The sequence below is a fragment of the Dactylosporangium sp. NPDC049140 genome (genome assembly GCF_040648435.1).
The window spans coordinates 39,989-66,788 of the sequence record NZ_JBEZDS010000058.1 but is presented as its reverse complement, the minus strand read 5'-3'; the positions used below and the strand labels follow the sequence as shown (position 1 = coordinate 66,788).

Annotated in this window: 22 protein-coding genes; 5 read left to right on the top strand and 17 right to left on the bottom strand. The window is 73.5% G+C overall.

The window, feature by feature from the left end; genetic code table 11:
- Positions 1-909: condensation domain-containing protein (locus tag AB0B76_RS50495; protein WP_360390767.1), on the bottom strand; the 909-nt coding region annotated here is incomplete at its 3' end.
- Between the two features lie 437 nt (positions 910-1,346).
- On the opposite strand from AB0B76_RS50495, the gene AB0B76_RS50490 reads away from it, so the two are divergent.
- The 3 genes from AB0B76_RS50490 to AB0B76_RS50480 all read left to right on the top strand — a co-directional run bounded on the left by AB0B76_RS50490 (position 1,347) and on the right by AB0B76_RS50480 (position 5,255).
- The gene (locus tag AB0B76_RS50490) at positions 1,347-2,837 is read left to right on the top strand and encodes a tryptophan 7-halogenase (protein ID WP_360390764.1); all 1,491 of its coding nucleotides are present in this window, start codon (positions 1,347-1,349) and stop codon (positions 2,835-2,837) included.
- A 152-nt stretch (positions 2,838-2,989) separates the two neighbouring features.
- Positions 2,990-4,069: a peptidoglycan-binding domain-containing protein gene (locus tag AB0B76_RS50485; RefSeq protein WP_360390761.1), complete on the top strand. Its 1,080-nt coding sequence runs from the start codon at positions 2,990-2,992 to the stop codon at positions 4,067-4,069.
- Entirely contained in the window at positions 4,056-5,255 is a 1,200-nt protein-coding gene (locus tag AB0B76_RS50480) for an ABC transporter permease (protein WP_360390758.1), read from the top strand. Before AB0B76_RS50485 ends, AB0B76_RS50480 begins: the two co-directional genes overlap by 14 nt.
- A gap of 52 nt (positions 5,256-5,307) precedes the next feature.
- Here AB0B76_RS50480 and AB0B76_RS50475 read toward each other — a convergent pair whose 3' ends face one another.
- Both AB0B76_RS50475 and AB0B76_RS50470 read right to left on the bottom strand, forming a co-directional pair.
- On the bottom strand, positions 5,308-6,387 hold the full coding sequence (locus tag AB0B76_RS50475) for a peptidoglycan-binding domain-containing protein (RefSeq protein ID WP_360390756.1): 1,080 nt from the start codon (positions 6,385-6,387) through the stop codon (positions 5,308-5,310).
- Between the two features lie 262 nt (positions 6,388-6,649).
- Entirely contained in the window at positions 6,650-7,204 is a 555-nt protein-coding gene (locus tag AB0B76_RS50470) for a hypothetical protein (RefSeq protein WP_360390753.1), read from the bottom strand.
- A gap of 196 nt (positions 7,205-7,400) precedes the next feature.
- Here AB0B76_RS50470 and AB0B76_RS50465 point away from each other — a divergent pair, with 196 nt between their 5' ends.
- Positions 7,401-8,771 carry a cation:proton antiporter gene (locus tag AB0B76_RS50465; protein WP_360390750.1) on the top strand — a complete coding sequence of 457 codons (1,371 nt, stop codon included), beginning with the start codon at positions 7,401-7,403 and terminating at the stop codon, positions 8,769-8,771.
- A gap of 86 nt (positions 8,772-8,857) precedes the next feature.
- On the opposite strand, the gene fxsT is transcribed toward AB0B76_RS50465, so the two are convergent.
- The 9 genes from fxsT to AB0B76_RS50420 all read right to left on the bottom strand — a co-directional run bounded on the left by fxsT (position 8,858) and on the right by AB0B76_RS50420 (position 20,022).
- On the bottom strand, positions 8,858-11,284 hold the full coding sequence (gene fxsT / locus AB0B76_RS50460) for an FxSxx-COOH system tetratricopeptide repeat protein (protein WP_360390748.1): 2,427 nt from the start codon (positions 11,282-11,284) through the stop codon (positions 8,858-8,860).
- Positions 11,281-11,688, bottom strand: coding sequence for a hypothetical protein (locus AB0B76_RS50455; RefSeq protein ID WP_360390746.1), 408 nt, complete (start codon positions 11,686-11,688; stop codon positions 11,281-11,283). Before AB0B76_RS50455 ends, fxsT begins: the two co-directional genes overlap by 4 nt.
- A 67-nt stretch (positions 11,689-11,755) precedes the next feature.
- A complete protein-coding gene (gene dpgB, locus AB0B76_RS50450; protein WP_360390743.1) occupies positions 11,756-12,436 on the bottom strand; it encodes an enoyl-CoA-hydratase DpgB in 681 nt (226 codons plus the stop codon).
- Positions 12,437-12,557: 121 nt separating this feature from the next.
- Positions 12,558-13,559 carry a guanitoxin biosynthesis L-enduracididine beta-hydroxylase GntD gene (gntD, locus tag AB0B76_RS50445; RefSeq protein ID WP_360390740.1) on the bottom strand — a complete coding sequence of 334 codons (1,002 nt, stop codon included), beginning with the start codon at positions 13,557-13,559 and terminating at the stop codon, positions 12,558-12,560.
- Positions 13,560-13,964: 405 nt separating this feature from the next.
- A complete protein-coding gene (gene vioD, locus AB0B76_RS50440; protein WP_360390737.1) occupies positions 13,965-15,080 on the bottom strand; it encodes a capreomycidine synthase in 1,116 nt (371 codons plus the stop codon).
- The gene (locus AB0B76_RS50435) at positions 15,077-15,892 is read right to left on the bottom strand and encodes an alpha/beta hydrolase (RefSeq protein ID WP_360390733.1); all 816 of its coding nucleotides are present in this window, start codon (positions 15,890-15,892) and stop codon (positions 15,077-15,079) included. Before AB0B76_RS50435 ends, vioD begins: the two co-directional genes overlap by 4 nt.
- Before the next feature lie 12 nt (positions 15,893-15,904).
- The gene (locus AB0B76_RS50430) at positions 15,905-16,126 is read right to left on the bottom strand and encodes an MbtH family NRPS accessory protein (protein WP_360390730.1); all 222 of its coding nucleotides are present in this window, start codon (positions 16,124-16,126) and stop codon (positions 15,905-15,907) included.
- Positions 16,127-16,441: 315 nt separating this feature from the next.
- The gene (locus tag AB0B76_RS50425) at positions 16,442-18,331 is read right to left on the bottom strand and encodes an ABC transporter ATP-binding protein (protein WP_360390727.1); all 1,890 of its coding nucleotides are present in this window, start codon (positions 18,329-18,331) and stop codon (positions 16,442-16,444) included.
- Positions 18,332-18,486: 155 nt separating this feature from the next.
- Complete coding sequence (locus AB0B76_RS50420; protein WP_360390724.1) at positions 18,487-20,022, bottom strand: HAMP domain-containing protein; 1,536 nt, start codon at positions 20,020-20,022, stop codon at positions 18,487-18,489.
- A 168-nt stretch (positions 20,023-20,190) separates the two neighbouring features.
- On the opposite strand from AB0B76_RS50420, the gene AB0B76_RS50415 reads away from it, so the two are divergent.
- Positions 20,191-21,780 carry an MBL fold metallo-hydrolase gene (locus AB0B76_RS50415; protein WP_360390722.1) on the top strand — a complete coding sequence of 530 codons (1,590 nt, stop codon included), beginning with the start codon at positions 20,191-20,193 and terminating at the stop codon, positions 21,778-21,780.
- Positions 21,781-21,783: 3 nt separating this feature from the next.
- Here the strand turns inward: AB0B76_RS50415 and dpgD are convergent, their stop codons facing one another.
- The 5 genes from dpgD to AB0B76_RS50390 form a co-directional block, all read right to left on the bottom strand.
- Entirely contained in the window at positions 21,784-22,599 is an 816-nt protein-coding gene (gene dpgD / locus AB0B76_RS50410) for an enoyl-CoA-hydratase DpgD (RefSeq protein ID WP_360390719.1), read from the bottom strand.
- A gap of 174 nt (positions 22,600-22,773) precedes the next feature.
- On the bottom strand, positions 22,774-24,048 hold the full coding sequence (gene dpgC, locus AB0B76_RS50405) for a (3,5-dihydroxyphenyl)acetyl-CoA 1,2-dioxygenase DpgC (RefSeq protein WP_360390717.1): 1,275 nt from the start codon (positions 24,046-24,048) through the stop codon (positions 22,774-22,776).
- Positions 24,045-24,701 (bottom strand): enoyl-CoA-hydratase DpgB, encoded by a 657-nt coding sequence (gene dpgB / locus AB0B76_RS50400; RefSeq protein ID WP_360390714.1) that lies wholly within the window; start codon positions 24,699-24,701, stop codon positions 24,045-24,047. The genes dpgC and dpgB (AB0B76_RS50400) overlap by 4 nt, the downstream gene beginning before the upstream one ends.
- Positions 24,695-25,888, bottom strand: coding sequence for a 3,5-dihydroxyphenylacetyl-CoA synthase DpgA (dpgA, locus tag AB0B76_RS50395; protein WP_360390711.1), 1,194 nt, complete (start codon positions 25,886-25,888; stop codon positions 24,695-24,697). The genes dpgB (AB0B76_RS50400) and dpgA overlap by 7 nt, the downstream gene beginning before the upstream one ends.
- A gap of 87 nt (positions 25,889-25,975) precedes the next feature.
- Entirely contained in the window at positions 25,976-26,794 is an 819-nt protein-coding gene (locus tag AB0B76_RS50390; RefSeq protein WP_360390708.1) for an alpha/beta fold hydrolase, read from the bottom strand.
- Positions 26,795-26,800 lie beyond the last annotated feature (6 nt).

The window sequence follows — 26,800 nt, the reverse complement described above, 5'->3', positions numbered from 1 at the left end:
TGCGCGCAGCGCCTCGGTGACGTCGTCGGGAATGGCGAACTCGATCAAGGCGCCGTCCGACGAGCGCACCGGCGGGCGCGGGCGGTCCGTCGGCAAATCCAGGACCGGCGCGCCCGACAGCCGGGACCGCCAGTAGTCCAGCTGCGAGTCCAGCACCGCGCCCGTGAGCCAGGTGCGCTGCCAGGCGGCGAAGTCGGCGTACTGGATCGGCAGCGGGGGCAGGTCCTCGCCGGCATAGAGCGCGGCGAGCTCCCGGCGCAGGATGCCGGCCGACCACTCGTCGCTTACCGCGTGGTGCTTGGCGATCGCGAGGATCTGCTCGTCGGGGCCGGTGCGCACGAGGGTGGCGCGGAAGAGCGGGCCGGCGGCCAGGTCGAAGGGGGCGCGGCCGTCGGCGGCGAGCCAGGCCTCGGCGGCCGCGGCCGGGTCCGGCTCGCCGGACAGGTCGACGATCGGCAGGTCGAACGGTGCGGGCGGGTCGACGACCTGGTGCGGGGTGCCGTCGTCGGCGGTGACGAGCCGGGTGCGCAGCACCTCGTGGCGCTCGACCAGCGCGCCCAGGGCGTGCCGCAGCGTGTCCACGGCCAGGTCGCGGCCGAACGGCAGCCGCATCGGGACGTTGTACTCCAGCGAGCCGGGCTGCAGCCGGTCCAGGAACCACAGCCGCTGTTGAGCGAAGGAGAGCGGCAGCGGCTGGTCGCGGTCGACGGCGGTGATCGGCTGGGAGGCGCCGGCGTCGCGCTCGCGGAGGGCGGCGATGAGCTCGTCGCGATGCGAGCGGACCAGCCGGCGCACCTCGTCGGTCATGGCGTGCCCGGCGGCGACCGCGCGGAGCTGTCCGTCGGCGAGGTACAGTCTCACGCCCCGGCCGCTGAGCTCGTTGAGCAGTTCGAATGCGGAGGCTGTCATCGCGTCGCACCGTCCTCGTCGATCGGCCGGCCCGTCGACCGGCGGTACACCCGGCGGAATGCCAGACAGAGCAGGAACCGCGGCGGCAAGGCCGGGCGCGCCGCCGCGTGGGCAGGCGAAGACTGCCGCGCGCGGGACAGGCTCGACGCTGGCACGGGCCCGGCGGTACCCGGAAGGCGTCACCAGAGCGCCGTCAGGTCAGCGCGATCGGGCCTCCAGCCGGCCAGCGCCACGGCCCGGCCAGAAGCGACGAGGCGTGGCCGGAAAGCGAAGCGGCCGTCAGGCGACCGGAAGCCGGAAAGCGGCAAGGAGGCCGACTGGAGCCACGGTGGCGTGCGCGCGGGGCACAACTGGCGGAGGGTGTCGCCGCTCACCGGCCGCGTGCCACGATCGGCCCGCGAAATGGCTGGTCCGCGCGGGTGCTTGGAGGTTTACCGGTGGTGGATTCGGAAGAGTTCGACGTGATCGTAGTGGGCGGTGGTCCCGCCGGCTCGACACTGTCGTCGCTGGTGACCATGCGCGGCGGCCGCGTGCTGCTCCTGGAGAAGGAGGTGTTCCCGCGGTACCAGATCGGTGAGTCGCTGCTGCCCTCGACCGTGCACGGCGTGTGCCGCATGGTCGGCGTCACCGACGAGCTGGCCAAGGCCGGCTTCCCGGTCAAGCGGGGTGGCACCTTCCGGTGGGGCGCGCGGCCGGAGCCGTGGACGTTCTCGTTCGCCGTGTCGCCGCGGGTGGCGTCGCCGACGTCGTACGCGTACCAGGTGGAGCGGGCCAAGTTCGACAAGATCATGCTGGACAACGCCGCTCGGCTGGGCGTCGACGTCCGCCAGGGCTGCACCGTGCAGGACGTGCTCGACAACGGCGAGCGGGTGCACGGGGTGCGCTTCGTCGACGCCGACGGCAACGAGCGGGTCGCCGAGGCGCGGTTCGTGGTCGACGCGTCGGGCAACACCAGCCGGCTGCACAGCCGCACGGGCGGCAGCCGCGAGTACTCCGAGTACTTCCGCAGCCTGGCCCTGTTCGGCTACTTCGAGGGCGGCAAGCGCCTGGACGAGCCGATCTCCGGCAACATCCTCTCGGTGGCGTTCGACAGCGGCTGGTTCTGGTACATCCCGCTGAGCCGGACCCTGACCAGCGTCGGCGCCGTCGTGCACCGCAGCATGGCCGAGAAGGTCCAGGGCGACCCGGAGGAGGCCCTCGCCGCGCTGATCGCCGAGTGCCCGCTGATCAGCGAGTACCTGGAGAACGCGACCCGGGTCACCGAGGGCACCTACGGCAAGATTCGGGTGCGAAAGGATTACTCGTACCACAACACGCGCTTCTGGCGGCCCGGGCTCATCCTCATCGGCGACGCCGCGTGCTTCGTCGACCCCGTGTTCTCCTCCGGCGTCCACCTGGCGACGTACAGCGCGCTGCTCGCCGCCCGGTCGATCAACAGCATCATGGCCGGCACCGTCGAGGAGACGCCGGCGCTGGACGAGTTCGAGGCGCGTTACCGCCGCGAGTACGGCGTGTTCTACGAGTTCCTGATGTCGTTCTACCAGATGCACCGCAACGAGGACTCGTACTTCTGGGAGGCCAAGCAGGTCACCCGCAACGAGCACCGCACCGAGTTCGAGTCGTTCGTCGAACTGGTCGCGGGGGTGTCCTCGGGCGAGTCGGCGCTCACCGACGCCGAGTCGTTCGTGCAGCACTTCAAGGAGCGCACCGAGGAGCTCGAGTCCGCGGTCGACCAGCTCATGGCCGAGAACAACGGCAGCGCCGCGATGCTCAAGTCGGCGGTCGTCAAGCAGGCGATGCACGAGGGCTCGCAGGTGCAGATGCGGGCGCTGCTGGGCGAGGACGCGGCCCAGGAGGCGCCGATGTTCCCGGGCGGCCTGACCCCGTCGCTGGACGGGCTGGGCTGGGAGTACACCGCGGCGCCGTGAGGCTGTGGCGGTACACCCCCTCAAATTTCCGGCCGGTCCGGTTACCTTTGGGGGAAGCGCCCGGGTGACGGTTCGGGCGATGGTGTCAGCATGACCGTAGTGGACTTTCCCGCCGGCGCGGCGCCAGGTCGCGCCGCGCCTGGGCGGTGGACATGAGCCGTACGACGAAGGTCGTCACCGGCGTCGCGCTGGCCGGCGTCGCCGGTGCGGCGGGGCTGGTCGTGAGCGAGCGGATGTCCCCGCCGCCGGGCCCGGCGGTGCCGACGTCGGTGAGCACGTCGACGGCGGACGTGCGGCGGGCGAACATCTCCGAGCGGCAGTTCATCTCGGGCACGCTCGGGTTCGCCGGGTCCTATGTGGTGGGTGGCGCCGGGCCGGGAACGCTCACGTGGCTGCCGGCGATCGGCACCGTGGTGCAGCGGGGCGAGGCCGCCTTCGAGGTCGACGGGCGGCGGGTGACGCTGTTGTACGGCAGCCGCCCCGCCTGGCGCGACTTCGCCCCCGGCATGAGCGACGGTGTTGACGTCGAGCAGCTCGAGGGGAACCTGCGCGACCTCGGCTTCGGCGCGGGGCTGCCCGTGGACCAGAAGTTCACCTCCGCGACGTCGGCCGCGATCCGCCGCTGGCAGCAGGCCACGCACGTCACCGTGACCGGGACCGTGGCGCAGGCGGCGATCTCGTTCCTGCCGACGGCGATCCGGGTCAGCGGCTTCGAGCTGAAGCTCGGCGGGCAGGTGGAGGCCGGGCGGCCGGTGGAGTACGCCACCAGCAACGAGCCGGCGGTGAACGTGGCGGCGCCGACCCAGCAGCTCGGCTGGATCAAGGTCGGCACGCCGGTGGTCGTGACCCTGCCCGACGGCAAGAGCCGCAACGGCCAGGTGGCCGGCATCGGCGCCACGACGGCGGCGGCCCCGGCGACGGGCGGCGGGCAGCCGCAGAACACGGTGGCGGTGACGGTGCGCCTCGACGGCGAGGCGACCGGGTTCGTCGACCAGGCCGGCGTGCAGGTGTGGATCGTCCGGGGCACGCACGACAAGGTGCTGACCGTGCCGATCGCCGCGCTGAACTCGGTTGCCGACGGCAAGTACGAGGTCATCGTGGTGGACGGGGCGACGACCCGGCGGATCACGGTACAGACGGGGTTGTTCGACGATTTCTCCGGGCTGGCCGAGGTCAGCGGCGACGGGCTCGCCGAGGGTCAGAAGGTGCAGGTGCCACGTGCCGACGCATGAGGTGCCGCGCAGTGTCCTGCGCACCCGCGACCTGCTGCCGACCGGCTCGCTGGGGCTGCGCTCACGCAAGATGCGGGCGCTGCTGTCCGGGCTGGGCATCGCGATCGGCATCGCCTCGATCGTTGCGGTGCTCGGCGTGACCCGCTCCAGCCAGTCGGCGCTGCTGGCCCAGATCGACCAGCTCGGGACCAACCTGCTGACCGTGGCCAACGGCGCCGATCCGGGCGGGACGGAGCAGATCCTGCCGACGACGGCGACGCCGATGGTCCGGGAGCTGCCGCACGTCACCGGCGTCGCGCCGACCGCGAAGCTCGGGGGCGTCAACGTGTACCGCAACGACCACACCCCCGCGGGGCGCACCGGCGGCCGTTCGGTGCGGGCCTGCGACGCGTCGCTGCTGACCACATTGGACGGTTCGCTGCTGGCCGGGCGGTTCCTGGCCGACGACGAGTCGCCGGTCACGGTCCTGGGCTACTCGGCGGCCACGACGCTCGGCATCGACGACGTCAGCGGCAACGACCGGGTCTGGCTCGGCGGCCACTGGTACACCGTGGTCGGCATCCTCAAGCCGCTCACCCTCGCGCCCGAGATCGACCAGGCGGCGCTGGTGTCGTTCCGCTCGGCCGAGCATCTGCTGGGCTACAACGGGCATCCGAGCCGGCTGTACGTGCGCGCGGACACGGACAACGTCACCGACGTGGCGGGGGTGCTCGCCCCGGCGGCCAACCCGCAGGACCCGTCGCGGGTCTCGGTGAGCCGGCCGTCGGACGCGCTGACCGCCCAGCTGAAGGTCAAGGAGTCCGGGTCCGGGCTGATCCTCGGCCTCGGCGCGATCGCGTTGCTGGTCGGGGCGATCGGGATCGCGAACGTCATGGTGATCGCGGTGCTGGAGCGGCGTACCGAGATCGGGCTGCGCCGGGCGCTGGGCGCGACCCGCGGGCACGTGGCGGCGCAGTTCCTGACCGAGTCGCTGATCCTGGCCGCGGCCGGCGGTGTCGCGGGGATCGTCATCGGCGCGGGCGTCACGCTCGGCATGTCGATCAGCCGCGGCTGGGCGACGCTGATCCCGCCGGAGGCGCTGTGGGGCGGCCTGCTGGTGTCGGTGGCGGCGGGCGCGGTCGCGGGCCTGTACCCGGCGCTGCGGGCCGCGCACCTCCCGCCGACGGACGCGCTGCGCACGGCATGAAACACGACGGCCCGCCGGATCCTCGATCCGGCGGGCCGTTCCTTGTCGTGGGTTAAGCCGTTCCCGGTGGTACCGCCACCCGCTGGCCGGCCGCGAGCCCGTCCCCGCTGACCTCGACCACGCCGTTGACCTCGTCGAACAGTCCGACCTTCACCGGCACGTGGCGGGTCTGGGCGCCGTCGGCGACGAGGAGCTCGTACTGCACCTCGGGCAGCGCCCGCAGCGCCGGGATCGGCACCGCCAGCACCCGCCGGTGCGCCTGGATCGTCACCCACACCTGGACCGGCACCTCGTCGAGGACGCCGCCGATCTCGCCGGTCATCGTGATGACGACGGTGGCCGCGGCCTGGCTGCCCGAGCCCGCGTTCGACCCGGTGCCGCCGGTGCCGGCCGGCTGCGACACGGCGCCGATGGCGGTGACCGTGCCGGGTTTGCTGGTCCCGTCCGGCAGCCGCACGACGACGCCGTCGCCGACGTGCACGCCGGCCAGCAGATTGGGCGTCAGCTGTACCGTCACCGCGCGCTGCTCGCCGGTGCCGTGCTCGACGCTCGCGCCGGGCTCGACGGGCGAGCCGGTCTTCGCGTCGGCGCCCGACACCCGCACGGTGCCGGTGAGGAACACGACCTGGCCGAGCGGGACGGTGCCGGTGACCGGCAGGCCCGAGTCCTTCTGCCAGCGGCGTACCGCCCAATAGGTGGCCGAGGTGTAGTGCTGGTCGACGGTGACGCCGGCGCCGTACCCGAGGGCCCGCAGGTTGTCCTCGAGCTGCTGCACGTCGGGCCCGTCGGCCATCCCGGACTGCATCGCCCGCCACGGCGGCCGCTCACCGAAGAGCAGGATGACGGGTGTGCCGTCGACCTCGTAGGCCGGCTTGCCGCGGCCGACGACGGTGCCCGTGGCCGGCAGCCACGTCAGCGTGCCCGGCGCGGGCGCGACGACGGTGTACGAGCCGGAGCGGCCGAGGGTCCCGCCGACCGTCTGGCGGCGCAGGACGTCGGTGGTGACGATGGGTGCGGTGGCGGCGGGGGCCTCGGCCGCGGTCGGCTGGGCGCCGCCGGACGGGCGGTGCTGCAGCAGCGCGACGACGGCGCCCGCGCCCGCGACCCCGGCCAGCGCGACCCCGGTCACCACGGCTGTACGTTTGCGTTTCACCCGATCCGCCCCCGTCCGTCGGCGGGCCGGCGATGCCGAGACTGGCTCATACTGACAGCTTCGCGCGGCGCGGGGGTGCGGCGCTTCCCCAAATAGTGGCAGGCCGGGCGGCCCATTTTGGGGACCCCTACGGTCATCGCGACCGCGGCGTCCTTCGGAACCTCCGCGGTCATCGCGACCGCCGCGTTGTTCGGAACCTCCGCGGTCATCGCGACCGCCGCGTTGTTCGGAACCTCCGCGCTCATCGCGCCGTCGCCAGGACGATGTCGGGGCCGCCCGCGGGCTGCAGGGTCCGGCACGGGCCCGTAGCCGCCGGGCTCCACTGCTGTTCCGCGGCCGGATCGGCGAGGCGGGGCGGCAGGGCGAACGTGCCGTCCGCGTTCGGGTCGGGCCAGTCGGCGACGCCGTTGTCGCGCATGCACCTTGCGAAGGCGCGCCGCTGCTCGAGGTCGACGGCGGCGGATTTTCTCGCGCCCGGGTTGAGCTCCTCGGCGCGGCGGGCGAGGTCGGCGCACTCGCCCGGCACCGGGACGCGGCCCGCGGTGACGGGGAAGCCCCAGCCGCCGTCCGGCCCCTGCACCGGGTCGGGGAAGTCGGGGTGGCCGTGGGCGCGGAAGCACTCGGAGACCTGCACGAACACGGAGGCCGGGTCGACGTCCGCGGGCAGGTCGGCGGACGCCGACGGGCGGGGGCGCGGCGGGGAGCCGGTGAGCGGGCCGGGCGCCGGGCCGGGGCCGCCGTCGCCGCACCCGCCGAGCAGCGCGGCGGCGGCCAGGCCGGCGAAGAGGGGGGACATGCGCATACGGCATCCGACCGTGCGGGCGCCGGGGCCGCCACCCCCGAAGGTAGCGCGGGGCCCACCCACTTCGAGGGAGACGCCGGCGCTGGGGCGCCGGTGGCGTTCGGTTGTCGGGGCGATGGTCGTGCGTTGTCCGGCCGTCGCGGGCGATGCCAGGCTCGGGCGCGTACACCTACGGCACGGGAGGCGGCCGATGCACAGCCCGGCATCACACGCGGAACTCGTCACCGCGACCGCCGTCGCCGGCGTCGCGTTCATCCTCATCGCGGGTGCCCTGCTGGGCCGCCTGGCCCAGCGGTTCCACCAGCCCGCCGTGGTCGGCGAGATCATCGGCGGGATCCTGCTCGGGCCGAGCGCGCTCGGGCTGCTGCCGGGTGACATCACCGGGCGGCTGTTCCCGGCCGAGGCGCGGCCGCTGCTGTCCGCGATCGCGCAGATCGGCCTGCTGCTGTTCATGTTCATGATCGGCTGGGAGTTCGACCTCGGGCTGCTGCGCAAGCGCCGCACGGCCGCGGCGGCGGTGTCGCTGTCCTCGGTCGTGCTCGCGTTCGGGCTCGGGGCGGGGCTGGCGGTGCTGCTGTACTCCGGGCACTCCACGGTCCACGGCAAGCACGTCTCCGGTACCGCGTTCGCGCTCTTCCTCGGCGCCGCCATGGCCATCACCGCTTTCCCGGTGCTGGCCCGCATCCTGACCGACAGCCGGCTCATGCACACCCGCGTCGGCGCGCTCGCGCTGGCCAGTGCCGCCGTCGACGACCTGCTCGCCTGGTGCGTGCTGGCGCTCGTGTCGGCGATCGCGACCGCCTCGGGCAGCGGCACCTTCGTGCAGACCCTGGCGCTCTCGCTGGCGTACGTCGCCGTGATGCTTCTCGCGGTGCGCCCGCTGCTCGCGACGCTCTTCCGGCGCCTGGTGCGGGCCAACGCGCTGCCGCACCTCATGGTGATCGTGGCCGGCGGCGTGTTCCTGAGCGCGTACGCCACCACCTGGATCGGCATCCACCCCATCTTCGGCGCCTTCCTGTTCGGCCTGGTGACCCCGCGGCAGCCGGCCGACGCGCTGCAGCTGCACCTGCGCCGCCCGCTGGGCACGGTCGGCCGGCTGCTGATGCCGGTCTTCTTCATCATCACCGGCCTCGGCGTCGACATCGGCGGCCTGACCCGGCGCAACTACCTCGAGTTGGCGGCGATCCTGGCGGTGGCGTGCGCGGGCAAGCTCATCGGGGCGAGCGCGCCGGCGCTGGCGATGCGGATGCCGTGGCGGCAGGTGGCGACGCTGGGGCTGCTCATGAACACGCGCGGCCTGACCGAGCTCATCATCCTCAACGCCGGCGTCAGTCTCGGCGTGCTGGACACCTCGATGTTCACCATGATGGTCATCATGGCCGTGTTCACCACGGCGCTGGTCGGCCCGCTGCTGCCGCGGCTGGGCGTGGCGCCGGCGGAGACGGCCGGGCCGGCGGCCGGTGCGGCGGCGGTACCCGAGCCGGCGCACCCGGACGAGCCGGCGCTGGTCGGGGACGAGCCGGCGGTCCCGGAATCCGCTCGCGGCCCGGCCGCGCAGTAACGCGGCCGGATCAGGCGGTCACGCGCCCACGCACCGCGGGTGTCGGCCGCGGCGCGGTTGCCGGGGTGTTCCTCGTCGGCGGCTCCTCACGGATCGCGCTGTGACCGGGACCCCGCCGAGGCGGCCCGTTCCCGCCAGAAGGCGAGGTTGTCGCGGGTGGTCAGGGTGTGGGGGTGGTCGGGGCCCAGCACCCGCAGATAGTCGTCCAGCAGCGTGTCGAACGCGGCGGCCGCGGCGGCCGGGTCCCCGACCTCCCCCCGCCACCGGGCGATGTCGTTACGGATGGTCAGCGTATGCGGGTGGTCGGGGCCCAGCACCCGCAGATAGTCGTCCAGCAGCGCGGCGGCCGCACCGGCCGCGCCGGCCGGATCCCCGGCCTCCCCCTGCCACCGGGTGATGCTACGCCGGACGTTCAACGTCTCCGGGTAGTCGGGGCCCAGCACCCGCAGATAGTCGTCGAGCAGGTCCTGCGAGGCCGACGCAGCGCCGGCCGGATCCCCGGCCTCCCCTCGCCAGGAGACGAGGTTGTGCCGTGTGATCAGGGTCTGCGGGTTGTCCGGGCCCAGCACCCGCAGCCGGTCCTCGAGCAGCTGTTCGAACGCGGACACCGCACCGGCCGGATCGCCGGCCCGTCCCCGCCAGTAGGCCATCTCGTGGCGGGTCGAAAGGGTCTTCAGGTGGTCCGGGCCCAGCACCCGCAGCTCGTTGTCGAGCAGCTGTTCGAACGCGGACGCGGCGCCGGCCGGATCGCCGGCCTCCCCTCGCCAGGCGGCGAGGTTGTGCCGTGTGGTCAGGGTGTCGGGGTGGTCCGGGCCCAGCACCCGCAGGCGGTCGTCGAGCAGCCGCTCGAGCGCGGACGCGGCGCCGGCCGGATCCCCGGCCCGTCCCCGCCAGTAGGCGCTTTCATGGCGGGTGGTCAGGGTCTCGGGGTGGTCCGGGCCCAGCACCCGCAGCCGGTCGTCGATCAACCGCTCGAACGCCCCGGCGGCGCCGGCCGCATCGCCGAGCTCCCCCGACAGGTAGGCGAGGTTGTGCCGGGCGTTCAGGGTGTCGAGGTGGTCGGGGCCGAGCTGCGTAGCGGCAGTGCCGTGCAGCTCCTGGAAGTAGTCGCGGGCGGCGTTGACCAGCCCGGTCTGCAAGAGGCTCTCCCCGGCCCGGGTCAGCGCCGGGTGGCCGCCGTCGGCGGTGGTCCACAAGGCGGCGCCGGCATTCCGGTGCAGGGCGACGGTGCCGGCGCGAAGCGGTTGGGCGTGGGCGGCGTCGCGTTCCACCGCGGGCCACAGTTCCAGCAGCGCGTCCGCGGCGGTGACGGCGAGAGCCCGCCGGTGCTCGCCGGCGACGGCTTCGCGGACGGCGCGCTGGACGAGGCCGTGCACCCGCACGACGCCGCCGGTCCGATCGACGTTGACGAGGCTGAGCCGGTGCAGCAGCCGGATGGCGTCGCCGGTGTCGTCCGCGTCCACGGCCCGGCCGAGCCGGCCGGTGCAGTACGCGGTCACGGTTGCCGTGCCGAACAGGTCGACGGGCGTGCTGTCGGGGTCCAGCAGCGCGGCGAGTTCCAGGACCGGCCGGGCCAGCCGTTCGGGTCGGAGCCGGTCGGCGAGGTCGACCGACAGCCGCCACGTCCCCGCGACCGGGTCGTGATGCTCGTCCGGCAGTGCGGCCGGGGCCAGTTCGGCGAGCTGCCGGTGATGGTCGGCGAGGCGCCGGCGGTACCCGGCACAGGTCATGTCCTGGTCGTCCATGAAGGCCGCGGCCTGTGCCAGCGCGAGGGGCAGATACCCCAGATCGGTGGCGAGCGGGCCGGCGTCGACCAGCCGGTCGGGCCGGTCGCCGGGGTGGTCGAGCTTGTCCTGCAGGTAGCGGAGGGCCTGGTCGGGCGTGAACACGTCCACGTCGATCAGCCGCCGCCCGGCCAGCAGTGCCGCGTCCCGGCGCCGGGTCGTCACCACGGTCCGGCCGACCGGGCTGGCCGGCGGCCACAGACCGGTCAGGTCGTTCGGATCGGTGAGATCGTCCAGCACGATCAGCCACCGCCGGTCAGGGGTCTCGGCCAGCCAGGCGAGGAACCGGTCCGGCCCCTCCTGCGCGTCGACGTCGTCGATGCCGGTGACCGCCGCGATGGCCTGGGTGTAGGTGGTCTGGATGGTGGTGCGGGAGGTGGCGTTCACCCATACCAGCAGGTCCACGCCCCGCTCGGTCCACAGCCGATGCGCAAGGCCGGCGGCGAGCTGGGTCTTTCCGACCCCGCCCAGCCCGGACAGCACCTGACCGACGACCGCCGTTCCGGCCGCCGCCGACGCGGCGGCCAGGTCGTGGTCGGCGGGCCGGTCCAGCCGGCCGTCCACCAATCCCGGCAACACCCCGACCCGGCACGGCCACCGCACCGGCGCCCGCCCGGCGATCGACACGTCCCCATGGATGACGCCGGCGGCCACGCCGTAGTTGACGCCGGCCGGAACGGCCGGGAGGAGGTCGGTGGTGCCGGTGCCGGGAGCGGGTGACCCTGTCACGCCCCCGGCCGGGCTGGGGGGACCGGTGCCTGCCCGTAGGAGACCGAGACCGAGCCGGTGATCGTGTGCGCGGCCGTCCCGTAGTTGTTCTGCACCTGCACGGTGCCGTCACCGACCTGTACGCCGTGTGCGTCGGACACGTCCACCACGTACTTCCCGGCCGCGGACCCGACCGGGTCGACCAACCCGAGCAGCCGATGCGCCGCGGCGAGGATCTCCGCGTCCCGGTCGGCGCCGGACTCGGTGAGGTCGGCGCCGAGCCGGGCCGGCCACAGTGCGGGCTCGGCCTGGACACGACCGGCCAGCCGGTCACGCAGACCGGCGAAGGTGTCCGCGGCCGCTGTCTTGGCCGCCGCCCCGGCGCCGGCGGCGAGCGCCGCGAGGATCAGCTCAACCCCGGTCACGCCGGACTCCTTCGATAGGCGATCCCTGATTGTTGCACCCCGTGGCAACAGGATCACCGCGTGCCGATCAGGTCGATGCGGTCACGCGCAGGGCGCGGTCGCAGGCGGCGAGGTGGGTACCGAGCGCCTCGTCGTAGCCGACCGTCGGTGCGTCCAGGGCCAGCTGCCGGCGGACCGCCAGCTCCGTGCCCGACACCGCCGACGCCCGGCCGATCGCCGCGGCCAGGGCGGCCCGCGGGTCGTCGGACATCTCGTGCACCAGGTCCAGCGCCACGGCATCCGCGGACTCCAGGGCGCCGCCGAACAGAGCCGCCCGGCGGACCGCGGCCGCGCCCGGCGCGTGCCGGGCCAGCCGGTGCAGGGCCATGCCGGGCCAGGCCAGGCCGCCGTCGGCCGCGAGGACGAGCCGGACCGGGCCGGCCGCGATGCGATGGTCGGCGGCGAGCAGCGCGTCCAGCGCCGGGCCGCCGCAGTCGCCGGTGGCGAGCGCGATGACGGCCGCCGGCACGCGTTCCAGCCGGCGCAGGGCCTGCTCCCAGCGGCCGACGAGCTCGGTGGTGAGCCCGGCGGTCCAGCCGGGGCCGGGCACGCCGGTGACGTGCAGGACGATCACGGCGGCGCCCCCGAGGTCCTCGGCCCGCCCGCAGACGGTCGTGACGACCGCGACGGCGTCGGGAGTCAGCGGCCGGGCGCCGTCGACGACGACGGTCAGTACGGTGCCCCGGGTCGGGTGCAGCGCCGTCACCACGGTGCCACCTCGCGGTACCTCTGCATGGTTTTCGGCGTCCTTCCGCTCGGCGGTGCGAAATGCCGCGGCCCGCCGGGGCGCGCTCCAGGCGCGGCGTCCCCGGCGGGCCGGCGGGCATCGGTCAGTGGATGGCGCGGTCGGCCCGGGACGGGCGCGCGCCGCGGGACTTGCGCAGATCGGTGGTCACGTTGATCCGCTTGAGCCAGCGGTCCGTGCCGTCGTGACGGGCCTTGAACGGCTTGCGACCGTGTACCACACGGAAGTTGTCGATGAAGCAGAAGTCGCCGCCGCTGAGCACCATGTCGAACATGGCGCCGTCCATCGCCTTGACGAATGCGTCGAGCGCCCACTGGGCCTCGGGGTCCCCGTCGGGCACGACCATGAAGTACGGGTCGGCCCGGATGTACGGCTGGTTCGGGTCGCCGAACAGCACCGCCACGCGCTCGGGGTCGGCCTGCATGTCGTCGATGCCGCCGAACGCGTCGAGGTTCTGGTCGGTGTTGTTCTTGGCCAGGTGCGACTCGTCGGGCCGGATGCCGAAGCGCTCCTGCCGCAGCACCTCCCGGACCGAGTCCGACAGGTCCAGGTCGTCGATGTAGCCGACGGTCGTGGCGGCGGCGTACGGGTTGCGCAGGCACGCGAACGTCAGGAAGTCGCCGCGCAGCGGGTGGAACGCGTCCTCGGTGTGCCAGGTGAGCAGCGACTCGCTGCTGGAGCCGAGCTGCTCGTTCTCGTGGCCCTTGATCGGGATGACGTCGTGGATCAGCCGGCCGTCCTGCTGGGTGGCCCACGAGAAGGGGTGGCCGATCAGCGAGCAGTACATGACGAGCAGCAGTTCCTCGCGGTGGGCCGACGAGTGCCCGGTCCGGTCCCGCCAGTGCGCCGGGGTGGGCCCGAGGCGGTCCTCGTCGACGCTGTACCCGCCGATGCTCAGCACGCCGGACATGCGCTCGAGGCGGAAGGCGTTGAGGTGGTCGCGGACCCGGTCCGGGAGCTGGTGGGCCAGGACCGTGGCCCGGTGCAGCGACTCCTCGGCGTCGAGTTGGCGCAGTTCGGTCTCGTACTGGTCGAGCAGCTCGTTGGTTTCCTTGAGCTCGGTGGAGTCGATCTCCAGTCTGTCCATGGTGATGCCATTCCTCACTCGACGGGGGGCGGAGCAATTGCTGGGAAAACGCCGTCGAGATATTCTCGCCGGCCCGGTTTCAGAAGGGCGCGGGCAGCATTTAGCCCGACGCCTCGACATCGACATCCGCACATGTACCCTTACTTCGTGCTCTGCGCTGCCTGGCGAACGCTAATTCGCACTCCCAACCGGGCGACGGCGGCCGTTCACGGCACGACATCGTCAGTCAGAGTAAGAGCCGATCCATTCTCTCGGTGGTGAACAAACGACCGGTCAACATCCATGTTCACAGGTCCGGCGAGGCACCGGCAAGGCTCGCCAACCCCTCGCCACAGGTACACCATCGGCACTCCAGCCAAGGCCGGAGAATGCCCTCGGCGCAACCCGAAGAATTGCGTTCCGGCCTCAGTCGAACCATTCCGACAGCGCCGTCGAGAATCGTTCGAGCCCCTCGACCAGGCTCGACGTCGGCCCGCCGTAGCCGAGCCGCACGTGCTCCGGCACGCCGAAGCAGGAGCCGGGGATGACCAGCACGCCGAGGCGGTTGAACAGGTCGTCGCAGAATGCGTCGGTGCTCGGCATGCCGAGCAGTTTCGGGAACGTGGCCGCGCCGCCGCCGAGCAGCTGCAGCTCGACGCGGGCGGACTCGGCCGCGGCCCAGCCGGCGACGAGGTCGCGGTTGCCGCGGGCCTGGGCCAGGCGCGGGGCGAGGAACGCGTCGGCGTGCTCGAGCACGCCGAGCGCCAGCAGCTCGATGAGCGGCGCGACGTGCAGGGTGGTGTAGTCGCGGATCCGCACGCAGTCGGCGAGCAGGTCCGGCGGCGCGATGCACCAGCCGAAGCGCAGCCCGGGCAGGCCGAACGCCTTGGAGAAGGTACCGAAGTCGATACCGCGCCCGTAGAGGGTGGAGATCGGCGGGAGGGGCTCGGCGTCGTACACCAGGGACGCGAACGCGGCGTCCCACAGCACGTAGGCGCCGGCCCCGTCGGCGATGGCGACCAGGCGGTCGAGCTCGTCGCGGGTGATGGTGGCGCCGGTCGGGTTCTGCGGGAAGTTGACGACGATCGCGCGGGTCCGGTCGGTGACGAGCTCGTCGAGCTCGTCGAGCGACGGCCGCCAGCCGTTGGCCGGGTCGAGGCGCCAGGGGCGCAGCCGGCAGCCCAGCCCGGCGGCGTACTCGACGAGCAGGTGGTACCCGGGCTGCACGACCACGACCTCGTCGCCCGCGCTCAGCAGCGCGGAGAGCACCAGCGAGATCGCCTCGCTGGAGCCGTTGGTGGTCATCACCTTGTCCGGGTCGCCGTCGCCCCAGGCCCGGGCGATGACCCGGCGCAGCTCGGGGCGGCCCAGGGAGTACCCGTCGTCGAACACCAGCCGGTCGATGTCGACCGGGCGGATGCCGGTGAGCTCGCGCAGCTGCGCCATCGTGTACGGCTCGACGCCGCTCGAGCTGATGTCGATCTGCGCCGTGAAGTAGTAGTCGCGGAGCCAGTCCTCGAGCGGGGCGGGCGACAACCTCATGCGGGTACCTCATTCTTGGCCAGGAATTCGACGATGGCCGTGTTGACCTCGGCGGGGCGCTCCAGGTAGCCGTAGTGCCCGGCCCGCGGTATCTCGACCAGGTCGCAGCCCGGGATGAGCGCGGCGACCTCGGCGCACAGGTACGGCGGCGTGACGAGGTCGTCGGCGAAGGAGATGACGCGGCAGGGCGCGGTGATGCTCCGCAGGGCCTCGCGGCGGTCGGCGGTGATGTCGACCCAGGCGTGGCCGGGCGACGGTACGGGTCCGGCGGCGGCCTGGCGCAGCGTGTCCAGCCAGGTGGCGGAGGCCTGCGGGTCGTCGAGGGTCGCCGGGGAGAGCATCTGGAAGGCGGTGACGGCGGCCTGGTACCCCGGGGGCAGCCGCACGCCCGACTCGGCCAGGGCCCGGGCCGCCTCGGCCTGGGCGACGCGCGCCGGGTCGGCACGGCCCTTGGTGGACAGCAGCACGGCACAGCGCACCAGCTCGGGCCGGCGGATCATCAGCTCCTGGGCGATCAGGGATCCCAGGGATGAGGCGACGATGCGGCACGGCCCGGCGCGGAGGGCCTCGATGAGGCCCGCGGTGTCGGCGACCATCTCCTCGAGGGTGTACCGGCCGGGCGGCGCATCGGACGGCGGGATGCCGCGGTGGTCGAAGGTGACGGCCTGGTAGCCGGCGGCGACGACGGCCGGGGTCTGGTACAGCGTCCAGGCCCGGCCGCCGGCCGAGGAGCCCATGATGAACAGCACCCGCTCGCCCTGGCCGTGCCGTTCGAAGGCGAGCCGGATGCCGTTGCTGGAGAGGTAGGGCATGACGGGCGGGCGTTACTGCCCGTCGAGGGCGAGGCGCAGGCTCTTGGGCCGCATGTCGGTCCAGGTCTTGCGCAGGTACTCGTCGCACTCCTCCTTGGAGGCGTGCACACCGGTCTCGGCCCACCCGCCGGGCACCGGGAGGTCGCCCGGCCACAGCGAGTACTGCTCCTCGTCGTTGACGAGCACCTTGAAGCGGGCCTCGGGGTTGTCGAAGTCGAAGCTGACGGTCCGCACGGCGTCCTCCCGTTGGTTTCGGTTGACGGAAACGCTCGCACGGCGTGCGGGGACCGGGCCAGAGATCGCCAGCCGGGCGTCAGGGCTGCCCCATCCGGGCGCCAACGCAAGGGCCGTGCCGAGCACGGCGACTGGGCCGACTGTGCCGACTGTGCGGGCACGGCACGGCTGACCGTGCGAGCACGGCGCACTGTGCGGGCACGGCACGGCCGACTGTGCGGGCACGGCCGACTGTGCGGGCACGGCCGACTGTGCGCACACGGACACGACTGTGCGCCGGCCCCCGATCCCGGGCCGGCGCACTCTCGGCTATGTCTACTCGGGTCGCGGGGTCGCCTGCAGCTCCAGGGCGGCCTCGTCGGCGCCGGTCTCGTCCGCGCGCCCCAGGTCGTCCTCGAGGAACGCGCTGGCCTGGATCGAGAAGAGCTCGGCATAGAGGCCGTCGCGCGCCATCAGCTCGTTGTGGCTGCCCTGCTCCACGATCCGGCCGCCGTCCAGCACGATGATGCGGTCGGCCGTGCGCACGGTGGAGAAGCGGTGCGAGATGAGCACGACGGTCTTGTTGCGGTACAACTCGCGGACGCTGTCGAACAGGGCACGCTCCGCCCGGGCGTCCAGCGACGCGCTGGGCTCGTCCAGGATCACCAGCGGGCTGTCGCGGAAGAACGCCCGCGCCAGGGCGATGCGCTGCCACTGTCCCAGCGAGAGGTCGATGCCCTTGCCGAACTGGGGTCCGAGGATCGTCTCGTACCCCTTCGGCAGCCCGTCGAGGAACCCGGCCGCCCCCGCCGCCGCGGCCGCCGCGCGCACCTCGTCCATGTTCAGCTCGCGGCCGGTCGCGCCGAGGTGGATGTTGTCCGTGACGGTGAGGGCGTAGCGGATGAAGTCCTGGAACAGCACGGCGACCGAGGCGCGCCAGGTGTTCAGGTCGAGGTCGGCCAGGTCGGTGCCGTCGATGCGTACCGCGCCCGACTGCGGCGTGTAGAGCCCGGCGATGAGCTTGGCCAGGGTCGTCTTGCCCGAGCCGTTCTCGCCGACCAGCGCGACCACCTCGCCGGCGTTGAGCTCCAGCCCGATGTGCGACAGGGCATCGCGGTTGGCGTCGCGGTAGCGGAAGGAGACGTCGTCGAGCTCGATGCGGCGGAACGGGCCCTCGAAGGGCCGCCCGGAACGGTGCCGGACCAGGTCGGGCTCCAGCGCCAGGAAGTCGTTGAGGTCGCTGACCAGCGGCGCGGACTCGAAGAAGCGGTTCGTCTCGTTCACCGAGTCCAGCAGGCGCTGGCCGAAGAGCAGCATGGCGGCGGCCACCGCGGCGGTCTGCGACAGCGAGAGCACGCCGCGGGCGTTGAGCACGACCAGCGCGCCCGCGGCCAGCGCCAGCACCAGGTTGCTGCCGAAGGTGGAGATCAGCGAGGCCCGCAGCTGCTTGCGCAGCGTCTGGGCGAGCATGCCGATCCGCTCGATCATCGACGTGCGCCAGCGGTCGGCGAGGTGGTCGGCGAGGTTGAAGGCGCGGATCTCCTTGGCCGGGTCGCGCAGGGTGAGCAGCTGGAAGAGGTACATCCGGCTGCGGTCGAGGTGCGCGATGCGGATGACGAACGTGAAGTAGTGGTCGCCGACCCGGGTGCCGCCGATCCACACCGGGATGGCGACGAGCAGCATGACCATCCCGATCCAGGGCTGCATCACCAGCAGCGCGACCCAGATGGACCCGATCGTGAACAGGTTCTGCCCGATCGTGATCATGCTCTGGACCATCATCATCGGCCGGCCCACGGCCTGGCCGGCCGCGCGCTGGAGCCGGTCGTGGAACGCCGAGTCGTCGAAGTCGTCGAGCTCGGCCAGGCACGTGACCTTCAGGATCTGGCTGCTGATGTGCAGCGTCACCCGCTCGCCGATGATCTGGCGCCGGTTGTTGATGATGGAGCCGGCCACGCCCATCACGGCGTTCGCCGCGATGAACAGCACCAGGCCGACCGCGACGCCGCCGCCGGTCTCGCCGCCGGAGTCGGACTTGATGAGGCTCGCCAGCAGCTGCTGGAACTGCAGAATCAGTACCAGCACGCCGAGGGACTGGATCAGCTGCAGCGCGACCACGAGGATGAAGTCGCGCTTGCCGGCCGACCACACGAGGCGGATCGCGCCGCCGAGGAGGCGGAAGGTCGCGCGGACTCCGCGTGGACGCCGCGGCTCGTCTGGATGCATGCCGATCATTCCCCCATCGAGCAGCGTGGGCCGGCCGCTTCCGGCATGAGGGCCCGATTCTCACACCGCCGGCACGCGGGTCTCAAAGGCGAGCGATCGGGGGTGCAGCGCGGCCCCACTGCGCCGCGACCGCACCGAGAAGCTCAGACCAGGACTCAGGCCACTGGCGAGCCCACGCGAACCGGCAGCGACACCCGCACCGTCGTGCCGCCCCCGCCGGGCGTGCTGTCGACCACCACCGTGCCGCCGAGCTCCTCGACCCGCTCGCGCATCACGTCGAGCCCCATCCCGTGCCGCCCCCCGGCCGCCGGATCGAAGCCGCGCCCGTCGTCGCGCACGGTCAGCTCGACGCTTGCACCGGCCTCGGCCAGCCGCAGCTCGATCGCCGTCGGGTCGCCGTGGCGGATCGCGTTGCCGATGCTCTCCTGGGCCACGCGGAGCACGGCGTGCTCGACCGCGGCGTCGAGGGCGACCGGGTCGAGCCGGACGTCGATGGGCACGCCGAGGCGCGCCTCGTACGTCCGGCCCAGCTGCTCCAGCGCGGCGACGAGCCCGGCGTCCTCGAGCGCGATCGGCCGCAGCTCGAGCAGCAGCGCGCGCATCTCCCACATGGTGCGGGCCAGCGATTGCTCCATCGACACGGCCTGCCCGCGCAGCGCCGACTCGGCCGGCAGCGCCTTGGCCAGCCCGGCCGCGACCATGCTGGCCGAGAACAGCTCCTGCGAGATCGAGTCGTGCAGCTCCCGGGCGATGCGGGTGCGTTCGGCGCGGCGGGCCTCGGCGCCGGCCGCGGCCTTCTGCTCGACGACGGCGGCGTCGAGGCGCTCGGCCATGGAGTTGAACGCGTGCTCCAGGCGGCCGACCTCGTCGCCGCCGGACACGGGGATGCGGACCTGCAGGTCCCCGTCGGCCATCGCCGACGTACCCTCGGCGAGCCGCCGGATGCGCCGGATCAGCGGGCCGGTGCTCAGCAGCCCGAAGAGCGCCCCGACCGGCAGCAGCAGCACGAGCGCAATGATCCCGGGCAGCGCGAACGACTGCACGGTCGTGCCGCCCGCGGGATCGCCGGCCCCGCGGTCCGGCTGCCCGGCGAGCTGCTTGTCGGACTGCTGCCCCTCGCCGCCGGCGCCGGTCGGGGTCATCACGACATAGGCGGTACCGATGACGCGCGGGGCCGTGCCGTCGGCGCCCGTGACCCGGATCGGGGCGCTGGCCCAGTAGCTGATGCCGCCCGCCTGGCGCACCTGGCCGTCGTGCGCCTCGCCGCCGCGGGCCTCCTCCGGCACCGTCGCGTCCGGGAAGCCGGACTTCGGTGCGGCGGCGGCGACACGGCCGTCGGCACCGGCGACGACCTGGACGACGCCCTCGTCGCCCTGGGTGGTGGCGACGGCGGCGAAGCTGGGCGCGGCGACCCGGGCGAGCACGGCGTCGCCGTCACCGCCGCCGGCGACGCTCGCCGCGCTGCCGGCCGCGGCGGCCAGGTTGCGCGCGATCGCCTGGGTCCGGAGCCGGCCGAGGCTCTGTTCGGCGACGGCGGCCCGCTTGCGCGCCTGGGCCGCGGCGAGGTCGGCGGCCTGCAGCCGGGGCACGACGAAGGCCAGCGCGGCCGCCTCGACGAGCAGTACTGCCGCCGCCGAGACCAGCACGTAGGAGGTGGCCATGCGGAAGCGCAGGCCGAGTCGCGACAGCATTGGGTTGCCTCCGGCCGCGGTAGACGTCAGCTCAGCGTACCGAGGGTGCGTCCGGAAAACGGACCCGGCGCCGGTGGAGCGGCGATGGAGCGGCGATGGGCGGGGGGCCGTACATCCGCCGGGCGGCGGCATCATGGCTGCGGGTGACCGTACTGGAGGGAGTTCGGCATGGGCTTGCCAGACGAGCCGGTGTTCCTGCGATCCAACGCCATCATCGAGCCGCTGGTCGACCGGTTCTACGCCGCGATGCACATCGTCGCGCCGGTCCAGGCGTCGATGAACCTGGCGAACGTGCACGTGCCGCTGCTCGAGTCGTACCTGCAGAACCCGCAGGTGCACCTGGCCGCCAGCAACAACCCGGCGCTGCGCGGCGGCTACTTCGTGAACATCGAGGAGTCCCGCAGCAACGAGGTCGCCGAACTGCTCGACGGCATCAAACGCGACCGCGCCGACATGCTCGCCTTCGCCGCCGCGATCGCCGACGCCGAGTCGATGCTCGAGCAGCATGCGCGGGGCTTCGACCTGACGCCGCTGTACCCGCGGCTCCCGTCGCCGCTCAACGGCCTCGTCGAGCTGGCCTACGACACCGGCAGCCAGCCGTCGATGCGGTACATCGAGCCGCTCGTCTACACCAGCCCCGTCTACGACCGCGGCCGCCAGTCGGTGCAGCTGTCGCTCGACGACGGGGTGGAGCGGCCCTTCATCCTCAGCACGCCGCGCCTGCCGATGCCCGGCGTCCTCGACCTGCCGCTGCAGTTCGACCACCCCGGCCTCGACGCGCTGTTCGCCGCCCGCACCACCGCGACGACCCTCGGCCGGCTGCGGGAGGCCCTGGAACTCGACGACGCGCAGGCCGCGCAGCTCGCCACGCTGCTGTCCGACGCGCCCAGCCTCTCCCCCGACCGGCACATCGAAAACGGCGGGCGGATCCGGTACTTCGGCCACGCCTGCCTCGTGCTGCAGACGCCGGACGTCGCCATCGTCACGGACCCGTTCATCAGCACCGACAACCGGCACGGCGACCGCTACACCCTCGACGACCTGCCCGACCGCATCGACTACGTCCTCATCACCCACGGCCACCAGGACCACATCGTCCTCGAGACCCTCCTCGCCCTGCGCAGCCGCATCGGCACCGTCGTCGTGCCGCGGTCCTCGCGCGGCAGCCTGTGCGACCCGTCGATCGGCCTGTACCTCAAGGCGATCGGCTTCAACGTCATCGAGGTCGACGACTTCGACGAGGTACCCTTCGCGGGCGGCCGGATCGCGGCCACGCCGTTCCTGGGCGAGCACGCCGACCTCGACGTCCGCGCGAAGTCCACGTTCATCGTGCAGCTGGCCGGGGCGTCGGCGTTCATCGGCGCGGACTCCTCCGGCATCGACCCCGTGCTCTACCGCTACATCCGCCGCCGGTTCGGCAAGGTGGACATGGCGTTCCTCGGCATGGAGTGCGACGGCGCGCCGCTGACGTGGGGGTATCAGGGGCTGCTGACCCGCCCGGTGACGAAGAAGATGAGCGACTCGCGCCGCCTCTCAGGGTCGAACGCCAAGCAGGCGGCCGACATCATGCGTGAGCTCGACGCCGACGAGGCCTACATCTACGCCATGGGCGAGGAGAGCTGGCAGGGCCACGTCATGGCCACGACGTACAACGAGGACACCTTCCAGCTCAAGCAGATCGACGAGTTCCTCGGCTGGTGCACCGACCAGGGCATCACCGCCGAGCACCTGTTCAACCGGCGGGAGTGGCGCTGGTAGGCGTCACCGGCCGCGCCACCGGGGCTCCCGCCGCTCGTTGAAGGCGCGGGGGCCCTCGCGCGCATCCTCGCTGTGCATGCGCCGCTGCTCCCACTCGAACCGGGTGCCGAACGCCTCCTCCAGCGGCATGTCGAGGGACCGCAGCGTGGCCTCCTTGATGGCCCGCACGGCCAGCGGCGCGGCGCGCACGAGGTCGGCGGTCCACTCGGCGACGCACTCGTCGAGCCGATCCCCCGGTACCACCTCGTTGACGAGCCCGAGCCGCAGGGCGGTCGCGGCGGTGAGCCGCCGCCCGGTCAGCAGGTAGCCCATCGCGTGCTTGAGCGGGAGCTGCCGGGCCAGCCGGAACGCGCCGCCGGCGCCGGGCACGAGGCCCAGGCCCACCTCCGGCAGCGCGAAGACGGCATGCTCGGCGGCGACGACGATGTCGCAGGCGAGGACGAGCTCGAAGCCGCCGCCGAGGGCCCATCCGTTGACGCGGGCGACGATCGGCTTGGAAAAGCCGAATCGCTCGGTGAGCCGCGGCCAGCCGGGCTGCCCGCGGCTGCCGAACGTCGTCGGCCCGGCGCCGTTGCGGTTGAGCTCGGCCCGCTCGTGCAGGTCCTGGCCGACGCAGAAGGACCGTTCGCCGGCGCCGGTGAGGACGACGACGCGCACGTCGTCGTCGGCCTCGGCATCGTCCCAGATGGACCCGAGCTCCTCGTGGGTGCGCAGGTCCATCGCGTTGAGCTTCTCGGGCCGGTCGAGGGTCACGTAGGCGACGTGGTCCCGCTTGACGTACCGCACCCGCGGGCGCTCGCCGTCCCCCGGACCGCTCATGCCGACGCCTCCGCAAGCTCCGGCGCCGGCCCGAGCTCCACCCTGTGCCCCCGACGAGCGGCCACTCCGCTCCGCTCCGTACCGCTCATGCCGACACCTCCGCAAGCTCCGGCGCCGGCCCGAGCTCCACCCTGTGCCCCCGACGAGCGGCCACTCCGCTCCGCTCCGTACCGCTCATGTGGCGGCGGCGAAGCGGCCGACCTTGCCGAGCACGTCGGGGCTGTAGATGCGCCGGGCCTGCTGCAGCGCGAACTCGGCCAGGTACGCCCGGAAGGCGTCCGGCGGCTCCTCGGCCTCCACCAGCATCCGCCGGTTGGCCGCGACGGCCTCGCCCCGCAGCCGGTCGGCACAGCCGGGCACGGCCGCGTCGAGCTCCTCCTCCGGGTCGTGCACCTCGTCGACGAACAGCCGCGCGTCGGGCTCGATCACGCGGATGCGCCGGCCGAGCAGGATCACCTGCCGGGCCAGGCGGGCGCCGCCGTGGCGGGTGAGGCGCAGGTTCGCCGCGCCGGGCACGATGCCCTCCTGGGCGGCCGGCAGGCTCAGATAGGCGTCGGCGCCGGCGATGACGTGGTCGGCGGCGAGCAGCAGCTGGCAGCCGCCGCCGATGGCGAATCCGTCGACGACCGCGAGCCACGGCTTGCCGCCGGGCCGCTCCCACCATCCGCCGCCGTCGGAGAGGCCGCGGTTGAGCTTGGCGATGTACCCCATCTCCCGGCGCAGCAGGAAATCGACCAGGCCGATCCGCCCGGCGTGCAGCGCCTTGAGGTTGATGCCGGCGCTGAAGACCCGGCGGCCACGGTACCGCGGGTGCGTCATCTTCCCGCCCCGCACCACGAGCGCCTCGACGGCCGGGTCGAGCAGCGCCAGATCGACCGCCGTTTCCATGTCGTCGACCTGGCGCTCGTCCTCGGCGTTGAGGCAGTCCTCGCGGCACATGGTGAGGTGCGCGATGCCCTCGCGGCGCTCCAGCCGGACCGAGCCGAGGTCCGCCTCGCCGGCGCTGCGGTAGGCGTCCTGCGCGGCCAGCGCGCGCGGGGTGGGACGGCGCATGGCCTCCAGCAGGTGCAGGCCCTCGCGCGGCCCGCGCAGTACCGCCGCCGCGAACAGCCCCTGGTCGACCTCCCAGCCCTCCTTGGCCGCCTGCGGCCGGGCCCGGTCGGCGGCGAGCTGCTCGGGCCCGGGCACGAGGCCGGGACAGGCCTCCGCCGCCGCCGCGCACAGTTCGGCGAGCCCGAGCGGCCGGGACAGGTCCCCGGTCAGCTCGGCGTAGACGGCGGCCGCGTGACGCTCCAGGAAGACACCGCGCACCCGCCGTGCGGCGGCGTGGGCCTCGGCGGCGGCCGACCGCTCCTCCGGCGTGCGCAGCGCCGGCTCCGGCAGGCCGCCGAGGATCTCGGCGGCCCGCCCGGCGGCGTCGGCCACGACGCGCCGGGCGGGGCCCGTCACGAGGATGCCTCCGCGGTGCGCCGAAGGGTGCGGTCGACGGCCGCGAGGTGCGAACCGAGCGCGTCCTCGAAGCCGGCCCCCGAGGCGTCCAGGGTCAGCTGCCGGCGGATCGCGAGTTCCGCGCCCGGTACCGTCGCCGCCCGGGCCACGGCGGCCGCGACGGCCGCGCCGGGGTCGTCGGCCACCTCGTGGACGAGGTGCAGCGCCAGGGCGTCGGCGGCGGCGATCGGGGTGCCGAAGAGGATCGCCTGGCGCACCGCCGCGGCGCCGGGGGCCTGGCGGGCGAGGCGGAACAGCGCCATCCCCGGCCAGACGAGCCCGGCCTGCACGGCCGGCACGAGCCGGGTGCCGGGCGCGGCGATGCGGTGGTCGGTGGCGAGCAGCGCGTCGAGCGCGGCGCCGCCGCAGTCGCCGGTGGCGGCCGCGACGGTGACGGCCGGCAGGCGCTCGAGGCGGCGGACCGCCTGCTCCCACCGGTTGACCAGCTTGACGGTGAGCCCGCCGAGCCAGTCGCCGTGCGGGGCGCCGGTCACGTGTACCACCAGCACGCCGCCCCCGGCCGCATCCTCCGCCCGGTCGCACCCGGCGGCGAGCGCGGCAACGGTCTCGGCGGACAGCGGCCGGCCGCCGTCGATGTGCGCCGCGGTCACCATTGCACCAGCGCCGTCTCGATCGTGGAGCCGGGGCCCATCGTCATGAGCACGCCCAGGTCGCCCGGCGCGACGACGCCCTCGCGCACCAGCCGCTGGTACGAGAACAGGAACGAGCCGCTGGAGACGTTGCCGTAGTCGCGCAGCACGCCGATGGTGTGGCGCACGTCGTGGCGGGTGAGGGCCAGGTTGACGCGGACGGCGTCGATGACCTTCTTGCCGCCGGAGTGGACCAGCCAGTGCCCGATGTCGCGGCGGCGCAGCCCGGCCCGGCCCAGCAGGCGGTCGATGACGATGCCGGCGTTGGCGCCCACGACGTACGGGATGTCGGGGTCCAGGAAGAAGCTGAACCGGTGCTGGTCGTCGTCCCAGTCGTAGCGCATGGCGTCGAAGGCGTCGGTGATGATGCGGCTGGCGAAGCCCAGCACGCGCGGGCCGGCGGCGACGGCGACCGGGCCGGCGGGGGTGTCGGCCGGCGCGCCGACGGCCGGGGCGACGACGGCCACGGCGGCCGCGCCGTCGCCGAAGAGGCTGTTGACGACGGCGGTACGCATGGTGGAGTCCATGACGTAGGCGGCGGAGCAGGCCTCGGCGCAGACCATCACCGCGACCCGGCCGGGGTTGGACTTGGCCCAGTTGGCGGTGCCGTTGAGGGCGTTGAGCCCGGCGTTGCAGCCCATGCCGACCACGTCGACGCGGTGGCAACCGGGGTCGAGGCCGAGGTCGCGGATGAGCAGGGCGCTCAGGCCCGGGGTGAGGAAGCCGGTGGAGGTCACGCAGCACAGGTAGTCGACGTCGGCGAGGCTCAGGCCGGCGTCGGCGAGCGCGGCGCGCACGGCGCGGGCGCCCATGTCGACGGCGACGGCCTTGTGCTTGCGCAGCAGGGCGCCCTGCGGCTCGTCGTGGGTGCGCCCGTCGGGGCTGACGGGGACGGTGAGGTACCGCCGCCCGATGGCGCTGTTGGCGAAGACGGAGCGGACCTTGGGGTCGGTGATGGCGAACAGGTCCAGCAGGTCCTGCTGCGTGTAGGGGGCGCCGGCGACGGCGGTGCCGACGCCGGCCAGGACGGCCGGGGCGGGCGCGGCGGGGCCGAGCACGACGGCCGCCGGGCCCGTGGCGGGCCCGGCGGCCGGGAAGTCGTCGGGGCCGGGGAGCGTGGCGGTCGGCTTCGCGCCGATGGCAAGGGTCATCGGAAGGTCCAACCCCACATGCGCGGCTTGCTGCGCGGACGGATCACGACGGTGGTCATGGCCGGGACATCCTTTCCATAGTGGACTTCAGGCCGTTTCTTCGTGTTTGGCCAGGAACTCGAGGATCGCCGAGTTGACCTCGTCGGGCCGTTCGAGGTAACCGAAGTGCCCGGCGCGGGGAATCTCGACCAGGTCGCAGTCGGGGATGGCCTCGGCGACCTCGGCGCCGAGGTACGGCGGCGTGACGAGGTCGTCGGCGAACGTGATGACGCGGCAGGGCACGGTGATGCCCCGCAGCCCGGGCCGGCGGTCCTCGGTCAGGTCGACCCAGTCCTGGCCGCCGCCGTAGCCCGCCGGTTCGGTCGCGGCGGCGTGGCGCAGGGTGTCCAGCCAGGCGGCGGAGGCCTGCGGGTCGTTGAGGGTGGCCGGGGAGAGCATCTCGAACGCGGCGACGCTCGCGCGGTACGCCGGCGGCAGGACGACACCGCTCTCGGTCAGCTCCCGGTAGGCGCGGGCGTGGGCGAGGCGGGCCGGGTCCGAGCGCGACTTCGTGGACATGAGCACCGCGCTGCGGACCAGGTCGGGCCGGCGCAGCGCGAGCTCCTGGGCGACGACGGCCCCCATCGAGGTACCGACGACACGGCACGGCCCTCCGATCGCCTCGATGAGGCCCTCGGTGTCGGCGATGAGGTCGGCGAGCGAGTACCGGCCGGGCGGGACGTCCGACGGCGGGATGCCGCGGTTGTCGAAGGTGACGGCCTGGTAGCCGGCGGCGACGACGGCCGGGGTCTGGTGCATCGTCCACACCCGGCCGCCGGCCGAGGAGCCCATGATGAACAGCACCCGCTCGCCCCGGCCGTACCGCTCGAAGGCGAGGCGGATGCCGTTGGTGAAGGCGTGGGGCATCCCGCC

What these genes read in the sequence shown, in the direction of transcription:
- AB0B76_RS50425 (WP_360390727.1), bottom strand. Translation starts at nt 18,331, where the DNA reads ATGCATCCAGACGAGCCGCGGCGTCCACGCGGAGTCCGCGCGACCTTC.
- gntD (WP_360390740.1), bottom strand. Translation starts at nt 13,559, where the DNA reads ATGGACAGACTGGAGATCGACTCCACCGAGCTCAAGGAAACCAACGAG.
- AB0B76_RS50485 (WP_360390761.1), top strand. Translation starts at nt 2,990, where the DNA reads ATGAGCCGTACGACGAAGGTCGTCACCGGCGTCGCGCTGGCCGGCGTC.
- AB0B76_RS50465 (WP_360390750.1), top strand. Translation starts at nt 7,401, where the DNA reads ATGCACAGCCCGGCATCACACGCGGAACTCGTCACCGCGACCGCCGTC.
- dpgA (WP_360390711.1), bottom strand. Translation starts at nt 25,888, where the DNA reads ATGACCCTTGCCATCGGCGCGAAGCCGACCGCCACGCTCCCCGGCCCC.
- vioD (WP_360390737.1), bottom strand. Translation starts at nt 15,080, where the DNA reads ATGAGGTTGTCGCCCGCCCCGCTCGAGGACTGGCTCCGCGACTACTAC.
- AB0B76_RS50470 (WP_360390753.1), bottom strand. Translation starts at nt 7,204, where the DNA reads ATGTCCCCCCTCTTCGCCGGCCTGGCCGCCGCCGCGCTGCTCGGCGGG.
- dpgB (WP_360390714.1), bottom strand. Translation starts at nt 24,701, where the DNA reads ATGGTGACCGCGGCGCACATCGACGGCGGCCGGCCGCTGTCCGCCGAG.
- AB0B76_RS50435 (WP_360390733.1), bottom strand. Translation starts at nt 15,892, where the DNA reads ATGCCCTACCTCTCCAGCAACGGCATCCGGCTCGCCTTCGAACGGCAC.
- AB0B76_RS50415 (WP_360390722.1), top strand. Translation starts at nt 20,191, where the DNA reads ATGGGCTTGCCAGACGAGCCGGTGTTCCTGCGATCCAACGCCATCATC.
- dpgD (WP_360390719.1), bottom strand. Translation starts at nt 22,599, where the DNA reads ATGAGCGGTCCGGGGGACGGCGAGCGCCCGCGGGTGCGGTACGTCAAG.
- AB0B76_RS50420 (WP_360390724.1), bottom strand. Translation starts at nt 20,022, where the DNA reads ATGCTGTCGCGACTCGGCCTGCGCTTCCGCATGGCCACCTCCTACGTG.
- AB0B76_RS50390 (WP_360390708.1), bottom strand. Translation starts at nt 26,794, where the DNA reads ATGCCCCACGCCTTCACCAACGGCATCCGCCTCGCCTTCGAGCGGTAC.